Source organism: Peribacillus sp. AS_2, from assembly GCF_026891895.1.
GTDB lineage: Bacteria > Bacillota > Bacilli > Bacillales > DSM-1321 > Peribacillus > Peribacillus frigoritolerans.
Map to the genome: position 1 here is coordinate 83446 of NZ_JAPTGA010000016.1, position 17750 is coordinate 101195.

21 protein-coding genes are annotated in these 17750 nt (G+C 33.3%); 18 read left to right on the forward strand and 3 right to left on the reverse strand.

Annotation, left to right across the window (positions count from 1 at the left end; genetic code table 11):
• Positions 1-101: 101 nt before the first annotated feature.
• From OTG27_RS22635 to OTG27_RS22695, 13 genes are all read left to right on the forward strand, one after another.
• Positions 102-464, forward strand: coding sequence for a cupin domain-containing protein (locus tag OTG27_RS22635; protein WP_268938210.1), 363 nt, complete (start codon positions 102-104; stop codon positions 462-464).
• Between the two features lie 174 nt (positions 465-638).
• On the forward strand, positions 639-815 hold the full coding sequence (locus tag OTG27_RS22640; protein ID WP_268938211.1) for a DUF4083 domain-containing protein: 177 nt from the start codon (positions 639-641) through the stop codon (positions 813-815).
• A gap of 323 nt (positions 816-1138) precedes the next feature.
• Complete coding sequence (locus OTG27_RS22645) at positions 1139-1666, forward strand: RNA polymerase sigma factor (protein WP_268938212.1); 528 nt, start codon at positions 1139-1141, stop codon at positions 1664-1666.
• Complete coding sequence (locus tag OTG27_RS22650) at positions 1650-2738, forward strand: DUF4179 domain-containing protein (RefSeq protein ID WP_268938213.1); 1089 nt, start codon at positions 1650-1652, stop codon at positions 2736-2738. The genes OTG27_RS22645 and OTG27_RS22650 overlap by 17 nt, the downstream gene beginning before the upstream one ends.
• Before the next feature lie 200 nt (positions 2739-2938).
• A complete protein-coding gene (locus OTG27_RS22655) occupies positions 2939-3400 on the forward strand; it encodes a GNAT family N-acetyltransferase (RefSeq protein WP_268938214.1) in 462 nt (153 codons plus the stop codon).
• A gap of 96 nt (positions 3401-3496) precedes the next feature.
• On the forward strand, positions 3497-3958 hold the full coding sequence (locus OTG27_RS22660; protein WP_268938215.1) for a GNAT family N-acetyltransferase: 462 nt from the start codon (positions 3497-3499) through the stop codon (positions 3956-3958).
• A 263-nt stretch (positions 3959-4221) separates the two neighbouring features.
• Positions 4222-5079 carry an alpha/beta fold hydrolase gene (locus OTG27_RS22665; RefSeq protein WP_268938216.1) on the forward strand — a complete coding sequence of 286 codons (858 nt, stop codon included), beginning with the start codon at positions 4222-4224 and terminating at the stop codon, positions 5077-5079.
• Positions 5080-5426: 347 nt separating this feature from the next.
• Positions 5427-5918, forward strand: a complete 492-nt coding sequence (locus OTG27_RS22670) for an RNA polymerase sigma factor (RefSeq protein WP_054399229.1) — start codon at positions 5427-5429, stop codon at positions 5916-5918.
• Positions 5918-6829, forward strand: coding sequence for a sigma factor regulator N-terminal domain-containing protein (locus tag OTG27_RS22675; RefSeq protein ID WP_268938217.1), 912 nt, complete (start codon positions 5918-5920; stop codon positions 6827-6829). The genes OTG27_RS22670 and OTG27_RS22675 overlap by 1 nt, the downstream gene beginning before the upstream one ends.
• 346 nt (positions 6830-7175) lie before the next feature.
• Positions 7176-7526: a PadR family transcriptional regulator gene (locus tag OTG27_RS22680; protein ID WP_098865994.1), complete on the forward strand. Its 351-nt coding sequence runs from the start codon at positions 7176-7178 to the stop codon at positions 7524-7526.
• Positions 7513-8322 carry a permease prefix domain 1-containing protein gene (locus OTG27_RS22685; protein WP_268938218.1) on the forward strand — a complete coding sequence of 270 codons (810 nt, stop codon included), beginning with the start codon at positions 7513-7515 and terminating at the stop codon, positions 8320-8322. Before OTG27_RS22680 ends, OTG27_RS22685 begins: the two co-directional genes overlap by 14 nt.
• Complete coding sequence (locus OTG27_RS22690; protein ID WP_106028698.1) at positions 8309-9151, forward strand: permease prefix domain 1-containing protein; 843 nt, start codon at positions 8309-8311, stop codon at positions 9149-9151. The genes OTG27_RS22685 and OTG27_RS22690 overlap by 14 nt, the downstream gene beginning before the upstream one ends.
• Positions 9152-9381: 230 nt before the next feature.
• Positions 9382-10014, forward strand: a complete 633-nt coding sequence (locus tag OTG27_RS22695; protein WP_268938219.1) for a LysE family translocator — start codon at positions 9382-9384, stop codon at positions 10012-10014.
• A 576-nt stretch (positions 10015-10590) separates the two neighbouring features.
• Here the strand turns inward: OTG27_RS22695 and OTG27_RS26780 are convergent.
• Both OTG27_RS26780 and OTG27_RS22700 read right to left on the reverse strand, forming a co-directional pair.
• On the reverse strand, positions 10591-10695 hold the full coding sequence (locus OTG27_RS26780) for an IS3 family transposase (protein ID WP_374941282.1): 105 nt from the start codon (positions 10693-10695) through the stop codon (positions 10591-10593).
• A gap of 171 nt (positions 10696-10866) precedes the next feature.
• On the reverse strand, positions 10867-11415 hold the full coding sequence (locus OTG27_RS22700; RefSeq protein WP_268938220.1) for a TetR/AcrR family transcriptional regulator: 549 nt from the start codon (positions 11413-11415) through the stop codon (positions 10867-10869).
• A 332-nt stretch (positions 11416-11747) separates the two neighbouring features.
• On the opposite strand from OTG27_RS22700, the gene OTG27_RS22705 reads away from it, so the two are divergent.
• Positions 11748-12503: an SDR family oxidoreductase gene (locus tag OTG27_RS22705; protein ID WP_268938221.1), complete on the forward strand. Its 756-nt coding sequence runs from the start codon at positions 11748-11750 to the stop codon at positions 12501-12503.
• Positions 12504-12630: 127 nt separating this feature from the next.
• Positions 12631-13665: a zinc-binding dehydrogenase gene (locus OTG27_RS22710; protein WP_268938222.1), complete on the forward strand. Its 1035-nt coding sequence runs from the start codon at positions 12631-12633 to the stop codon at positions 13663-13665.
• Positions 13666-13971: 306 nt separating this feature from the next.
• Here OTG27_RS22710 and OTG27_RS22715 read toward each other — a convergent pair whose 3' ends face one another.
• Positions 13972-15222, reverse strand: coding sequence for an MFS transporter (locus tag OTG27_RS22715; RefSeq protein WP_268938223.1), 1251 nt, complete (start codon positions 15220-15222; stop codon positions 13972-13974).
• A 193-nt stretch (positions 15223-15415) separates the two neighbouring features.
• Here OTG27_RS22715 and OTG27_RS22720 point away from each other — a divergent pair, with 193 nt between their 5' ends.
• From OTG27_RS22720 to OTG27_RS22730, 3 genes are all read left to right on the forward strand, one after another.
• Entirely contained in the window at positions 15416-16270 is an 855-nt protein-coding gene (locus OTG27_RS22720; protein WP_262870500.1) for a LysR family transcriptional regulator, read from the forward strand.
• A 169-nt stretch (positions 16271-16439) separates the two neighbouring features.
• On the forward strand, positions 16440-16949 hold the full coding sequence (locus OTG27_RS22725) for a hypothetical protein (RefSeq protein ID WP_268938224.1): 510 nt from the start codon (positions 16440-16442) through the stop codon (positions 16947-16949).
• A 182-nt stretch (positions 16950-17131) separates the two neighbouring features.
• Positions 17132-17341 (forward strand): hypothetical protein, encoded by a 210-nt coding sequence (locus OTG27_RS22730; RefSeq protein ID WP_034304456.1) that lies wholly within the window; start codon positions 17132-17134, stop codon positions 17339-17341.
• Positions 17342-17750 lie beyond the last annotated feature (409 nt).

Genomic DNA, 17750 nt, shown 5'->3' on the forward strand with positions numbered 1-17750 from the left:
ACTATCGGGGCAATTTAGTGAAAGAATAAATTTTAAACAGGACTATTGATTAAGTACGTAGTATTTACAAAGTAGAATGTAAAATGAGGGGGTTAATCTTTTTGGAATTTTATAGATTTGACAAAGAAGTAGGAAAAAATATTTCTCATTTTAATTCAAATTTCATTATGTCTCGAATTGTAAAAACAGAAAAACCTACACAAATTGGTTGTATGCATTTAGAAGCTAACGGAATTGTAGGTTTCCATCAAGCTGTTATTCCACAATTACTCATTGTTGTTGATGGGGAAGGATGGGTTCGTGGTGATGATGAATTAAAAGTAAATATAAAAGCTAACGATGTGATCTTTTGGGAAAAAGGTGAAGGACATGAAACAGCAACTGCTACTGGACTAACTGCTATTGTAATTGAGTCTGAAGAATTAACCCCTTCTAATTTTATGCCAATTAAAGAATACAAATAAAAAAATATTAATCAACTAACGGGTGCGTTAACTGAAGATTGGAGCTGTCTTTAAGGCAGCTCTTTTTCTTATGGCACTAACGGGGCAGGTTAGTTCATTAAGGGGAGTGTTAAAGAATTACGTATTAAAAAATATGGTACACTTACACCAGTACTTGTAAAGGTAGGAATTAATTTGAATAGTGGCGATATGTTATATCAACTAGTTTTCCTTATTTTTATATTTGGAATATTTTCTGGTGTATTTTTTCTTGTTCGTTCTTTAGTTATCAAACAACCAAGCAAGTCAGAAAATATCGAACAAAAGCTTGATAGAATTATTGATTTACTTGAAAAGGATAAGAAAAATTAATCTTTTTCTCTAACGGGTGCGTTAGCTGAAGATCGGAGCTGTCTTTAAGGCAGCTCTTTTCTTATGGAACTAAAGGGGCAGGATAGTTCCATAAGGAATACTAATATTAGTTCTAACGATGAACTTATTTTAAGGAGGAAAACATGAGCTTGGAGCATGATTTTCATCTTATTTCTAAGACAACTGTTATAAACGTCAGTTCTATAAAAGAACGAGAAAATCTCTAATCTAAACTTTTAGAGATTTTTTTAATGCAAAAACACAACTTTTATTTAGCTAATACGTCTAAGTATTGAACATTCAAGAAAAGGAGGGTTGGTAACTTGTCAGAGTACAGAAAAGAAGAAATTACAGATTGGTATGACCAACATAGTAAATCCATTTTAAGCTTTATTTTATTGATGGTTAAGGATTATCAACAAGCAGAGGATTTGACCCATGATACCTTTGTAAAAGCGTATTTATATCATAATTCATTTAATCAGCATTCCAGTGAAAAAACATGGCTATTCAGTATCGCTCACAATTTAACGGTTGATTTTTTAAGAAAACGTAAACCCAGCAAGTTCTTTAAAGAAGTATTTCTTTTGCAAAAGGACAATAACTCATTGCCTGAAGAAATGATTCGAATAAAAGAGGAATCATCTGAACTATATAAAGCCTTAGGGGAAATCAAAGATACATATCGAAAGGTGATCGTTTTAAGAAAAATCAAGGGTTTTTCTATTGAGGATACAGCAAAGATATTGAGTTGGTCTGAGAGTAAAGTTAAATCGACTCTTTTTAGAGCTATTCCAGCATTGAAAAAACAATTAATAAAGGAGGGGTATTTGGATGAAAAAACAATATGAAGATACTGATTTTGATAGTTCCTTAAAGAAGTTAAATGCCGATTTAATGTGGAAAACAACACAAAAACAAGAACTGAAAAAAAGAATCATTACTGATATTGAAAAATTGGAATCCCAAGAGAAAAATAAGAACCCAATCCTATTAACTCGTATCAAAAAAGTAAGTTGGATCAGGAAGTTAACATACTTTGGTATCGCATTGGTCATATTATTTAGTTTATTTATTGGCTCAGCTTTCATCTCTCCTGCAATGGCAGAAGTGGTCTCAAAAATTCCATTCTTAAACTCAATTATTAATAAAAAACCGGTTGGTACTAATATTAATGAAGAATTAAGCGAGAGGGGCTACAAATTTAGTGGTCCTAATATTAACTATCCCAATAAAACGATAACTATAACTGTTGAGGGTTCTAATCAATATTATAAAAGTGTTAAAGGTGAAATTGAAGGTATTGTGAAGTATATATTACAATCAAACAATTATGATGCTTATAAAGTTAAAATAGAAAAAAACGTGGATGTTCCTTATAGCGAAGAAGAAAAGAAACACATTGAAGAGCTTGAAAAAAAGTATAAGAAGGATATGGTACTTTCGAGGGCTCTTGATAAAGTTTTTGAAAAGTATCACATCTTACAGTATGGTGTGAATCCCAATAAGACAATAGAAATAGCCCTACCGGACACCGAAACAAATACAGATGAAATTAAAAAAGAAATTAATAATATACTGCAGAAAACAACAAAGGAGAAATACTCAGTCAAAATTAATAAAGTAGACATGGATAAAAGAGATCGAGACAAAAGATGGATGACGATTCTAGATTCCATTACTGATGAATTAATTGGTAAAAGGGATTATAAAGTTACGTTGACTGGATATTCCATCAACCCAGAACCTAGGATTGATATATGGACGTCTTTAAATAGCTCGGATCCTGATTCAAAGGAACATGGTGATAATATCGAAAAGATCCTTAAAAAATATCTGAATTCTAAAGAAATGCAACCATTGGTTAAAAATGATTCATACAAAATTAATGTATACAGTAAGGATAAAAAGAAGATAAATTAAACTAGCATACATCTATAACTTTCAGTTTTTTTGGAATTAACGGGTGCTTTAGTTCATTAACAGGGGTTGCTGCGGCAGCCTTTTTCTTATGGCACTAACGAGGCAGGATAGTTCTAGAAGCATAATGTTAAAGATTTCCCTAAAATTACATAAAAAGGTACAATTATTTAAAATAGTGAAAGATAGATGAGGGATTTGTTATGAAAATTAGTCAAACCCGGAATTTCAACTTGGTTGCTAAATTAAACAAATATGTGCACGATTTACATTCGAATTTATATCCTGAATATTTCAAGGAATATAACTATGAAAATGTGAATGAAGTTTTCAAAAGTCTTGTTAATAACGAAAGTTTCGTTTTCCTTTTGTTAGAAGATAACAAAGAAGCTCTCGGCTATGCTTGGATAGAGATAAGAGAATATCCAGAAAATGCATTAAAAAAAGGATATAAGTCTGTTTATGTACACCAGATTAGCATAGTGGATACAAAGAGGAATAAGGGGTATGGTTCAAGTCTTATGGAACGTATATATGACATTGCGAAGGATCGAGGAATAGATTTAATAGAATTAGATTATTGGTTTGAGAACAGTGTTGCAAAGGACTTTTATAAAAAGCAAAATTTTATAAAATATAGGGAGTTTGTATATAAACAGTTGTAGTTTCTTGTTTTAACTATGGAGCAGTTCAATTAAACAAAAAATATAATATTAAATAGTAATTATCATTAAAATTAAAATAAAGGGTGTGCATCACAGATGGACATTACCATCAAAAAAACAAGTCTAACTGAAGTAGATATGTTGTTAGCTATACAAAAAGAAGTTTTTGCAGAAGATTATGCTCTATATGAAGACCACGATTCAACCCCTGTAAATGAAACGGAAGCAAAATTAATCGAAAACATTGAGCGTTTTTTTCATTACACAATATTGTTAGACAACGCTATTATTGGAGCAATAGATATTCGCCCTTTAGATGAAAACCGATTAAGATTAAGTAAATTATTCTTAAGAAATGAATTTCAAAATAAAGGACTAGGAAGTAAGATAATCAAGTTAATGGAGTCTGAATTTCCGTTAATAAAAGATTGGAGCTTATATACTCCTTATTTGAACAAAAGAAATCACCATTTTTATGAAAAGCTAGGTTATATAAAAATAGGTGAAGTACAAGTTACTGAAAAACTCCAGTTATTTAAATATGAAAAAAAATCATAAGTCATTATGTTTTTCTTCTCTTCTTTTTTCTTCTAAAAGAGATATCTTTAAGTTGGAGTGGCGACTTATTCCGATTTCTCAAAAAAAATTGTGAAGATTTGTACTTAAACTAACGGGTGCTTTAGTTAATTAACAGGGGTTGCTGCGGCAGCCTTTTTCTTATGGCACTAACGGGGCAGTTTAGTTCAACAGTAACTTGGAAGGATTTTCTCTAAAAAAGTTGAATTTACAATAATATACATTTTGTTTTTAGGGGGACCATTATGTGGGAGAGAATGTTTATAAGTACATCTCGTGGAAAGTTTGAGATCTTTACCCAAGGAGAAGGAGAACCAGTGTGTATTACCCATCTATATAGTGAGTTTAATGAATTAGGTTATTATTTCGCCGACACTTTTGTAGATCAATTCAAAGTTTATCTAATAAACTTAAAAGAAGCAGGAAACTCTTGCAAAGCAGGTATAGAAGAGGAATTAAGTATGAAAGAAACCTCTAAGGATTTAGAGGCTATTAGAGAAGCTTTAAATTATAATAAATGGTGCTTTGCAGGGCATTCAACTGGAGGAATGCTTGGTTTAATTTATGCAACAATGTTTCCAAAATCTCTGATAAAACTATTAGTTGGAGGAGCAACTGCTACTAAAAAATATATGGAACACGAAGGCAGTATTTATAGCCCTCGTAGTCCACTAAATAAAAAACTGAAAAAGATTTTTGCCGTATTAAAATCTCCTGACTCTACCACTGAAGAGCGAAGGGATGCTAACAGAGAATGGACTAATATGTCTTTATATAATATAGAAAGATGGGATGAATATTTTAAAAAACCGAGCAGTGGAAAAGTAGTACAAAAAAGGCTAGATTATTATTCCTTTAATGACTTACCAAACTACGACATTCAAAATGAACTGTACCAGGTTACTATCCCGACCATTGTTTATTGTGGAAGATACGATGCCCAATGTCCTCTTGTTTTTTCTGAAGAAATAAATGCAGGTTTGGAAAATTCCAAATTATATATTTTTGAAAAAAGTAATCACCTACCGTATTTAGAAGAGAAAGAAAAATTCCTTCAGATGGTTTCTGATTACAAAGGACTGACTTTAAAAACCTATTCTTAATGAACTAACAGGTGCTTTACTTCAATAAGGAAGGTTGCTGAGGCAGCCTTTTTCTTATGGCACTAACGGGGCAGGTAGTTGAATAAGAGGTATTTCCAAATAGTTAAAAATATTACTTTATAGATAATTAAGTTGTTTAGTTTTGTATTAGAAATGCAGTACCCTCTTGTGATGGGAGGTTATTAAAGTTGTCTACTTTAAACAATATTTTAGGAATAATAAAGCTATTTATTTTCGGAAAAAGAATCATATACTTAGTCCAATTCATAAAAAATTGAAATTTAACTCTTCTAAGTGTATACATCTAATATCACTCATTCGTTGTATAAGTATAGGGAGGACAAAAGATGAAAAAAGAAAATGTATTAACCTCCTACCTTATCAATTTAGGAGAGGAAGTGTTCAAGCTATTACTAGCGAGAGGAGCCAAAAAAGAAGACGCAGAAGATATAATTCAAAACACCTACTACAAAATTTACACGCTATTAGATAAATTAACAGAGAGCAATATACGTCCTTGGTTTTTTAGAGTATCACTTAATCAATATATTGATTTGAAAAGGAAAAAGGAGCAGCAGAATATTTATTTAACTGAGGAAATTTATTCAAAGCTATCACATATCGATTGCGATTTTGATACCGTTTTAAATAAAGATGAGATTTTTTATTTATTAAAAGACATAAAAAAAGAATACAAAGAAATTTTCTTTTTAAAGTATTACTATGATTTTTCATATGAAGAAATTGCAACTATTTTGGATATTCAAGTAGACAGTGTAAAGCAAAAATTATATCGTGCACGTAAATTTATTCACTCAAAAATAGGAGGGCCATATTGATGGAATCTTCGTTAAATGATGCTTTAAAAAAGGCTAAACGAAAACATCTACTAAAAATTATCATCACTTCAATTATTGTAGTACTAATTCTCTTACCTATCTTTTATAAAACAGGTAACTACTTTGCAGCCAAAAGCTCTACAAAGCTTCACGGAAAGCTTTTTTTACATAATGCCATTGCTGAACCTAATATTTATATCGACTCTCAAGTAACAAGTAGTTCATCGATGTTTGGGGGTAACATTATTACAAACCGTTCTAAGAATCTTAATGGTTATGTAGTTCAATGGAGCACTCTTACAAGTTCATATGATTGGTTTCGAGTCAATATTGACACGAACGAGTTAGTACCGGGATTTCATTGGTCTGATACAGAGTTCTATGAGTATGATAAACAGACAAAGAGTAAATCAGCAACATTTTATCATCCATCCATAAAAAAATACTATGATGGTGTACAAAATGAATTAGGGGAAGTTTCGGAAATGGAGAACCACGTTGCAGAAGTTGCCATTTCCTTTGATAAACCATACACGTTACAGGAAATACAAGCAAAAATCCCTGATAATTTAAACATTGTATGGTTGTATATGGCATCTCCAATTAGAGATGAAAGCAAGGGGCCAGCTGGTATGCCAGTTTATGGGTTTGAACTTTCCGACAACCCTAAAGAATCATATTCAAGCTTTGTCGATGGTCTTAAAGAGTATGATTCAAATTTGGATGATGAAACAATTCAAGAATTTTTAAAGGTAAATAAAAATAAGCAGTTCGGTGAAGTGAAAATTTTAGGGGTAATGCTCACTGGAAAAACAAAAAATTTCAAAGCCTTAGAGAATCAAGATTTTATCCGCGGTGCTTCAGTAGGTGCCACTGCACAAATCGTTCCTTATATTAAACCTGAAAAATAAATATGCAAGAGACCCAATAAAAATTATGTTCTTAATTAACTAAATAGAGAAAGTTTAAGCTTAAGACTGCTAATTAGCAGTCTTTTTTGTTATGAAGCTAACGTAAAGTGTTCTTGCAAAGAGTGGTAATGAGATTTGATCTATTTTAATACATAGAAACCACAGTTTGTGAAGAAATGTACTTAAACTAACGGGTGCGTTAGTTCATTACCAGGAGCTGATCAGAAGCTCCTTTTCTGATGCAACTATAGGGGCAGGATAGTTCATTAAGAACTACCCGTTTTTTTGATGAATACCTTGCATTATATAGTAATATAAAATATATTTATACCAAGAGGTGGATAATTTGGAAATTAATAAGGAAGTCTTAAAAGGGCATATAGACACTCTCATCCTTTCTCTTTTACATAAGAGGGATATGTACGGCTATGAATTAGCCAAAATTGTTCGAGAAAAGAGTGATGACCAATTTGAATTAAAAGAGGGTACGCTTTATCTGTCTTTAAAGAGATTAGAAAAGAATGAATGGATTTCTTCTTACTGGGGGGATGAGAAAGGACCAGGAGGAAGAAGAAAATATTACAAACTTACATCAATGGGTGAAGAAGGATTTAAAGAAAAGCGTTTGGAATGGGAATTTGTAAGAGATGTGATTGATTCGTTTTTGGATTGGGGGAGAAAAAATGAAAGAAATTGAAGCATTTGTTGATTCGGTTTATCAAAATGTTGGCGGAAATAAAAAAGAAATACAAGAATTAAAAGATGAAATGAAAGGTCATTTATTAGAGGCTGTTCACGAGTTGAAATTAGAAGGAAAGTCTGAACAAGAAGCAATTGAAATTTCCATTGAACGTTTCGGCGGAGAAAAAGAAATGCGTTCTATTGTTGGTCAGTTGTTTAAAGCACAAAGAACATTTGCAAAATGGGTACTTTATACAGCATTAACATTCCTTTTAATTAGTTTTATCGGATATGGTATTCTTATTCCACTTGAAAGGAATCAACAAAATGAGAGTTATCAATTTAGTTCACAAATCCTTGATAGTTTAGGTAATACAATAACCGAGCAAGCTAAAACGGATATTCAAAAAATTGTACAAGAAAATGAAAACATTACAGGAGTAACCATTAGTGCTGTTGAGGTTACCAATTATGGTAATGAGACATTTTATACTACTGTAAGCGAAGAACCAGAATATAGTTTTAGAGAAAAACCAATATTTAACCACTTTATTTCTTATCGTGCTGATGGTACAGGTAACGAAAATTGGGATGTCATGGTTGAATCAAAAGGTTATGTAGAAACAGCATATACTGCATTGTTTCTAAGTGTATGTATTTATTGGGTACTGTTTGCAATTTGGGCAATCATTAACGCTTATCATCATAGACGATTGAATGCTGGTTGGGTTATTGCTTTTGCTTTATTAAATGTTGTAGGGTATCTGTTTTTCCGTTTTATTGGAAAGGGGATAAAAAATGAAACAAATTGAAGAATACGTTCATTCGGTTTACCGAAATGTTGATGGAGATAAAGAAGAAATTCAGGAATTAAAAGAGGAAATGCAATCGCATTTATTAGAGGCTGCCCATGAGTTAAAAGAAAAGGGAGTATCAGAAGAAGAAGCGAGCAGAATGGCTATTGAAAACTTTGGAGATAAAAAACACATGATTAAAGGATTATCAGAATTTTTTAGTGTACAAAAGAGATTTGCTCGTTATATCTTATTATTTTCATTGGTTTCACTTGTGCTAGGAGCTATCATTTTTGTAAATACCTCCTTAGAAATATATAATTTCAAGGAAGAAAGAAGCATCATCATGAACGATGTGTTAACCATTGTAGGTGATGATGATGTGATTTCTGACTCCAAAAAAGAGGATATTCAAACTCTTTTCGACGAACATAAGGATCATTTGAATTATCTTGCAATATTTAACACAGAAGAGAACGCTCAATTAAAAGATTGGTTGAAAGAATTTAATATAACACAAAAACCTTCTACCACTTACCCCATTGAATATCAGTATGCAACATTTATGATAGAAGATCCGTATGAAATTTTTAATAAAGAAGGAATTGTTAGCGATGATTATGATTTAGGAACAGTGGCGAGTACAAAGGATAATTGGATTGTTCAATATGAATATAAGGATACCTACCAGAATGTTATTGAAGCAAATAATTCATGGGCATTAGGAGATTACATGGATATTTTTCAGCTGCCGATTTTGTTCTTTGTAGTGTTTGGGGTTCTAATTATTGTTTGGGGATTCTTAAAAAAATATCATAAAACATATTTAAAAGGACTTATAAACTGAATTTCTTAATGAACTAACGGGTGCGTTAGCTGAAGATCAGAGCTGTCTTTATGGCAGCTTTTTCTTATGGAACTAAAGGGGCAGTTTAGTTGAATAAGGGGATATGTTAAGATGCAATTTGAATCGTCATAACTTTAAGAGAAGTTTAAAAAAACAAAAAAATCTTTTCTTTTCATACAATTTTATTTAATATCAATAAGGGCACCAAAAAAATTAAAAGAGGTGCTAAAATGTACGGAATCATTAATTACGAGGTTTTTTTACTAACAGGAATTCTATTGAATCTTATTCCTGGTGCAGACACAATGTATATTGTGGGAAGAAGTATTTCACAAGGAAGACAAGCAGGTGTTTATTCTGTTTTTGGTATTATTACAGGATCTTTAATCCATACGTTATTTGTTGCTTTGGGTTTATCAATCATTCTTACAAAATCTATTATTTTATTTAACACAATTAAAATTGTTGGTGTTATTTATTTGATGTATTTGGGAATTAGAATGTTGATCGATAGAACAAATGCAAGTTTTGATAGTGCTCCATCCAGTAAACTAAACATTAGAAAGTTATATATACAAGGACTTTTAACAAGTCTTACGAATCCAAAAGTTTCTTTATTTTTTATTGCGTTTCTCCCGCAATTTATAGATACAAAGGTTTCAGGTCCTATTCCTTTTATCATCTTAGGACTTACTTTTACATTCACTGGATTTCTATGGTGTCTATTTATTGCAACTTTCTCTTCGTATGCTACAAAAAAACTAAGAGGAAACCAAAAGGTAGGAATGATTTTAAACAAAATAACAGGAATAATTTTTATTGGTATGGGGTTGAAGTTACTGCAAACAAAAGCTCCTCAATAACATAAGCTCCTCAATAACATAAGCATTGCCCCCTCATAATGTTATATAAGATTTAACTCGATTCATATGTAATATAAATTCCCTTCAGAATATACTCTGAAGGGGTTTTTGCTTATTCCTTTTGAATAATCTGTTGGCTTTTTTATGTTGAATAAACCCTTAATGAACGAACGGGTGCGATAGCTGAAGATCAGAGCTGTCTATAAGACAGCTTTTCTTTATGCAACTAACGGGGCAGGTTAGTTGAATATGAATGTTACAATAAAAGAAAAATGAAGCAAGGTGATATTATGGTTGGAACGTTTTTTAGTTTTTTTGTTATCTTTTTTATTATTGCAAGGCTTGTTAGCCAAATGGGTAAGATTAGCTGGATGCCACTGATAAGAACAACTACGAGACAAGATGCAATATTAGCCATAATCTTTTCATTAATTGTCTGTTTTACTAAATGGATAAAACACTATTTAGACCATGTTGAAATATCAGCAAGATCGGAGCTGTCTTTAAGGCAGCTTTTTCTTTATGGAACTAACGGGGCAGGTTAGTTCTATAAGATGTTGGATTGTCAACATCAAATCAGACAATTTTCTTAAGGGACGATCGTTTGTATTCCATTGGACTTACGTGGCCTAGTGTTCCATGAATTCGCAGCTTGTTAAACCAATTAACATAATCACTGATTCAAGCGTGAATGTGCGGCGTTCTCGCTTTGTCATAATTGGAGCTCCTCATCTGTTTTAGGTCAAGTGTACGTGACCTTAATTTTTCTGTCCAGATAAGTGTAGACGCTCCAAGATTACTTTATTTGTAATAGGTTCACATGTGAATTTAAAGATAATAATTGAAGAAATCCTATAGAATCCTCTCCATCAAAATCCCCAAATCCTTTGCTAATGACTGAGAAGATGAAGTTATTCCTTCCTTTATCCATGTCTCCAATACACCTACATATGCATTTGAAGCAAATTCCACAATAATATCTTCGCTCAAACCCTCATTATTTACGTTTGATTTTTTTAACTCTTCTTTAAACCCATCTTTGGCATACTTTATAAATTTACTGCGGAAAGAAGGTGCTGCTGCTTTACTTGCCAACATTGTCGAAAAGAATAAAGAATTATCCTCAAAGTATTTGACGAAGATTAAAGTTGCATCTAGCCATTCCTCATCACATGCCCAAACGTTCATTTCTGTGAGTTTGTTGATATGCTGATCAATCAGCTTATCGAGTAAATCGTATTTATCTAAATAATGCAGATAGATGGTACTTCGGTTCAGGTTTGCTCTGTCCGATATATCTTGGATAGTTATAGTTTCGAATTTTTTTTCATTCATGAGTTCTAGAAATGCTTTTTTTATCGCTTCTTGAGTCTTGGCCACTCTTCTGTCTACTTTTTTCATCGTTTCATCATCAACTCTCTTTTTGAATATATACAATTCGTGCAATATTTAATTGACACTTGAATTTGAATACTAACTGTGGGTGGAGCACAAACTATTATGTAGAATAACAGCTGCTAGTTAATCGACAATTGTAAGTCATTTGTCTAGAAAACAACATATCACAATAGATTAACCATTGAAGACATTCTGTTATTAATTATAATTATAGACAGATGTCGATTAATCAATCAATATTTCCTAGATTGGAAAAAATCATAAAAAATCAAATGTTTTATTTGATTTAGAGTTGAGTCTAAAACTACATTAATTAATCAGAAGGAGGCAATTTCATGACAGCAATGAAAGATAAAGTGGTAATTGTAACCGGAGCAAAAGGAGGTATTGGACTGGCAACAGCACAATTATTTGCTAAAGAAGGTGCAAGTGTAGCTTTAGTTGATACGAATGACCCTAAACAAGAAGCACAAGACTTAATAGACGCGGGATATCAGGCGATATCCATCCAATGCGATGTTTCAAATGAGAAAGCTGTTGAAGCTATGGTAGAAAAAACAGTTGATACATTTGGAAAATTAGATTATGCATATAATAATGCTGGTATTCAAAACCCAGTAACAGATACGGTTGATTTGAAGGAAGATGTCTACGATGATGTGATGAATGTTAATACGAAAGGTATTTGGCTTTGTATGAAGTATGAGTTGCTTCAATTAATAAAGCAAGGTACGGAAGGGGCTATTGTTAATTGCTCTTCATTAGGAGGTTTAGTGGGTGTTCCCGGACGTTCTGTATACCATGCTTCTAAACATGGTGTATTGGGATTAACTAAAAGCACTGCTTTAGAGTATGCTTCAAAAGGAATTCGTATTAATGCAGTTTGTCCAGGAATCATCGAAACGCCAATGGTTGAAAATATGTTAGCTACGGAAAGTGACGCAATGGACGAATTAATGAAGGCAGTCCCAATTGGTCGTCTAGCTAAAGCAGAGGAAGTTGCTTCTGTTGTACTTTGGTTATGCTCTTCTTCCGCAAGCTATGTAATTGGTCAAGCGATATCAGTTGATGGTGGATATACGGTTCAATAATTGTTTAGACACCCAGCATATTTTTTAAGTGCAGGTTTAAAAAAGTAGAACGCAAATAGAGAGCACTTATTTTTAGAAACTGTCTCTCTATAAAAATACACTAAAGTTTTAAAGGTGGAGAATTAATATGAAAGCAAATATTATGTACGCTGCTGGTGATGTACGCGTAAAAGAATTGCCAGTACCAAAATTACAATTACCAACTGATGCAGTATTAAAAGTGGTTGCTGCCTGCATTTGCGGTAGTGACTTGCATCCTTATCGTAGCATGCATTCTCATGATCACCCTGAAGGCGAAGCAATGGGGCACGAAGTTATGGGAAGAATAGAAGAAATGGGTTCAGAAGTATCTGGATTTGAGAAAGGCGATTTGGTTATTGTACCTTTCGCTATTGGAGATAACACTTGCCCTTATTGCCAAGAAGGATTGATGACTTCTTGTGTGCATGGAGGCTTTATGACAGGCTGTCAAGCTGAATACGTTCGTGTTCCTCAAGCACAAGGAAGCATGTTCAAATTACCAAAAGAGATTGATGAAAACTCCCCTCTTCTACCATCCCTATTAACATTGTCTGATGTTTATGGTACTGGGTATCATGCAGCTGTAATGGGAGGCGTAAATGAGAACACAACAGTAGCAGTTATCGGTGACGGAGCAGTTGGTCTTCTTGCTGTTATGTCCGCAAAGAAACTGGGCGCGGAGAAAATAATTCTTATGGGTCGTCATAAAGAACGTACTGATCTTGGAATTGAATTTGGTGCTACACATGTTATTCCAGAACGTGGAGAAGAAGGTGTGGCAAAAGTTCGTGAGCTTACAAATGGTGAAGGAGTACATGTAGTTTTAGAATGTGTTGGTCTGAAGCCAGCGTACGATATGAGTATTGGAGCTGTGCGAGCTGGGGGAGTAATCAGTCGCGTTGGAGTTCCGCAGTATGATGAAGCAGCTGTTGGCTTTGAGAGTTTATTTGGCCGCAACATTACACTAACAGGAGGCCCAGCACCTACACGTGCTTATATGGAAGAACTACTACCAGATATTTTAGACGGTACACTGGAACCTGGTCGAGTGTTTGATGTAACCGTTGACTTTGACGGAGTTCCGGAAGGTTATCGACTTATGAACAACCGAGAAGCACTTAAGGTATTGGTTAAACCGTAATTTATTCTAATAGTGCTAAACTTTTTTAAAGAAGCTACTCTTTACGAAGTAGCTTCTTTTTATTGAGAGAAAATGTAAACAAAAACAAAATTGAGACATAAAAAAGTTGAGTGTTCTACTTTACTGTATATGCAAGTAAATAAAATCGTATTAATAATGTTTACTCTACGGACAAGATTGTGAAAGAAGGTACTTAAACTAACAGGTGCGTTAGTTCATTAAGGAACACAAAAATGATCAATCTTTTTAATAGTATAAGGGCATGTTTTGATTAATCTTTTTTCAAGACATGCCCTTTCTATTTATTCATTTATCAAGGTTGTTTGTATTAATTTGATCAAACTTTGTGGTGATCCCATGATCCGTTCTTTTTTTTATTTTTACTCTGTATAAATTAATCGCTCCTAAAGCTACAGATATTCCGGCCAAATATAGAGCATGTTGATAACTGTTCAATAGATTAACGACTAAACCGAATAAAGAGGGTGCTATGACTATGAATAATTGATTTAATGTCAATGCTGAACTCACCGTTAAACCTATAAAACGTGAATCCGATTGCTCTGTGATACAAGCAATAAAAATGGAATACCAACCAATGGCTACAAAACCCAAAAGAAAACAAAATAATAGCATCAAGATTTCCATTTCAACAGTCAGGATGAGTGGCAGCATCACTGTAAGAATTACGGTAACAGCCATAACAATAAGCAATAATCTTTCCCTTTTACCTTCAAAGAATTGATCACTCGCCCATGCGATGACTACCCGTCCAACCATACCGCCTATTAAAACGACGCTTAAATATTTTCCTGCCTCTGTTAATGCATAGCCCCCTTCGTTATGTAAATAACTCATAAAATGCCCAATGATAATCATCTGTAATGACATCATCACAACACCCACTATATACATCGGATATAACTCTTTATTATTCTTGATGACACTCATTTTCTCCTTGAACCCGACCGAGGTCGATCCCGTTTTACCCGTTCTTTCTGGTTCGTTATATAATATTAGGAAGAGCAGACCTCCCATTATTGCTACGATCCCTTGTACTATATGTACTGATGACAAATTGAAATGATAATATGTATAGGATAAAACTACAGAGGCTAAAGATCCTCCAAGCGGTATTCCCGTCTGTCTTATCCCTAGAGCCAGACCTCTATGTTCGTTTGGAAACCATTTTACGATGGCCGTGCTTCCACCGGTTTGAGCACTTCCGTACCATATACCGACCAACAATAATAAAAGCAGCAATACAATATAATCATTAACAAAAACTAGCGTTAAAGCTGAGAGACCCAATAAAATGGTCCCCCACCCGATAATGTGTTTTTCCCCTTTTTTATCCATCAAGTAACCGAAAGCCAGCAATGAAAACATCGGACCAATATTGACCGCTGAAACAATGAAGCCTGTTTGAAGTGGTGTTAAATTCCATTCAATTTGATAAAATGCAGCGATGGGTCCCATGCCATATGTCACGAAGGTTGCTGCAGTTTGGGATAACGTGGCCACCAATACGATTAACCATTTATAATATGTATGCATTAAGAAATTCTCCCCCTATGCTTGATGTATCGTTCAATAATAATTCGGTGGGATAAATTCTTATTTTTAGCTTCTAGCATTATCTAGTCTCCCTACTTATTAACTAACTAGAGTTTACTCTGACTCCCCAGTTGCGTAAAATGGAGGAAAATGATAGGGTTCATAAATTTTTTTTATAGGGTGTGCCAACTATATGAACATCAAAGAAATAGCATTGAAAATTGAAATATTAAACCGTCAAAATTTAAGTAAGTCTGCAGAAATCACGAACTATACTCAATCCGCCCTTACGGCTAAAGTGAAAAAAATAGAGTCGGAAATTGGGAAACTTGTTTTTAAACGCACGCCCCAAGGATTGAAAATCACTAGCGTAGGAATACAGTATAAAAACTATCTTCAACTTATTTCACAAGAGTACGAAGAATTTTTACAAAACATTGGTGCCATTCAAACTAACTCTAAAGTGGATTTTGGCACATCACATACAACCTTGAAAATCTATGGTGCCCATATCGCGAATACTTTGAATATGAAGAACGACATTCAAATGGATGTGGATTTCGCCGTAGATTCCAGTAATGCCATAAACCAAAAAGTGCACAATTCTGAATTAGATTGTGCACTCATTAGTGAACCTATTAAGAAATATCCCGACTTAACTTATGACATCGTTGCATCCGAAACATTCGAGATCATTTCAAGTAAGGACCATATCATCAATTTTGATTGGAAAACACCTATTACATTGCTCGTATTGAGTAAAGGTTGTATGTATACAAGAGCTGTGACCGAATGGCTTATGAATAATCAAGTACCATATAAATTAAAGGAAATAAAATCAATCAGCAGTATCCAAGATTTTTTGCAAATCAGTAATACCATTGCAGTATTGAATACTAAGCTTATAGATTTATATAACTATACAAACATTCACTTTTACAAATTAAGCTTTAACAATGTCATTAATACCGTTTTCGTTTATAAGATGAACGACGGAGAACAGAACAATATCGTACAATTAAAAAATGTTCTGAAGACGATTGGATAATTACAAAAAAGAGGTTTTATCTTTAGAGTTGCATTTTGGCAGCTCTTTTTCTTATTGAACCATCGGGACAGGTTAGTGGAATAAAAAATTTTCAAACGAAACCAAAACAAAAACCTTTTAATGGTAAAATTTAAAATAAATTCAATTTTACCATTAAGGAGGATTTAATTTGAAGAAAACTTTTACTGTATTATTTTTAATGATTGTTTTAACAGCTTGTGGTTCTAACAGCACTAACAAGGATTTTAATTCGGATACCACTAATTTGGAAACCACTAAAAAAGATACTAATTCGGAGGAAATGACTGAGCATAATTATCAATTTACAGGAGAAAGCGAACATTGGGAAGCTGTATATTTTTATGAAGGAACAGAATTATGGGGAGAGAAAAACGAACAAACCACTCATTCTAGCAAAGATAGCTATGAACTTGTATTAAAATATAAGGGGGCTTTGAAAGAGTTATCTTCCATGAAAAATCTGGAATTTACTTATGAAACAACCACTTCAAGCGGAACTAAAACTGAGGCATACAAAGAACCACCTAGTGAAAAAGTATTTACAATTAGAGGTGGTTCAGAAAATGGAGCAATAATAGGTGAAGGCGAAGTTATAAAAGTAAATGTAAAATGGGATGGTTCTGAAGAGTCATTTCAATTGCATAATAAGGCTAAGTGATTTTGTTGAACTAACGGGTGCATGACCAGGAGCTGTTCAGCAGCTCCTTTTCTTATTCAACAAACGAGTTGTTTGATTGAGTGCCGGCTCATGTTATAATGAATAACTTACGAAAATTACTATTTTTGAACGGATGCCTAGAAAAGCCTCCGCATAGCGATAAAATATGGAGGTGTAAGAGAATGAATAAACAATGGACGATTGGTCAAATTAAAGAATTTGTTGAGAAGAATTCGGAAAGTAAGTTGCTGACGACGGAATATCACGGTTTTTCTCAAAAGTTACTATTTAAATGTACATGTGGAAGCAACTTTGAAAAGACATTTAAGAAATTTAAAAATAATAACCAACGTAAATGTGATGTGTGCCAACCGCCTAAAGCGACTCGATAACGTTTACAAATAAACGAAGTGCTGAATTTCTATTAAAGAGAAGTTGGCACTTTTTCTTATCTCACTAACAAGGAAGGTTGGCTGAAAAGGGACGAATTACCAGTACAAAAGTTTTGATATTTTGAGATAATCAATAAGCAATAAGTCTTTAATAGACTGGATTTGTTTAGAAAATATTATACTGGGGCTGCCAATCGGAATATGTATTTCAGCCTATATAAGGCAATGCACAGATAAAATTATAAAAAATGATAGGTTCCATAAAATACATAGTTAAATAATTTCTTATTGAACTAAAGGTCGGTTTAGTAGAAGATGGAGTCGCGACGAGGGCTCTTTTTTCCCGTAAAAGAACAGGCATGTTATAGTATAGTAGAACCGGATTTTATAATATCTGTGATAATCTTAA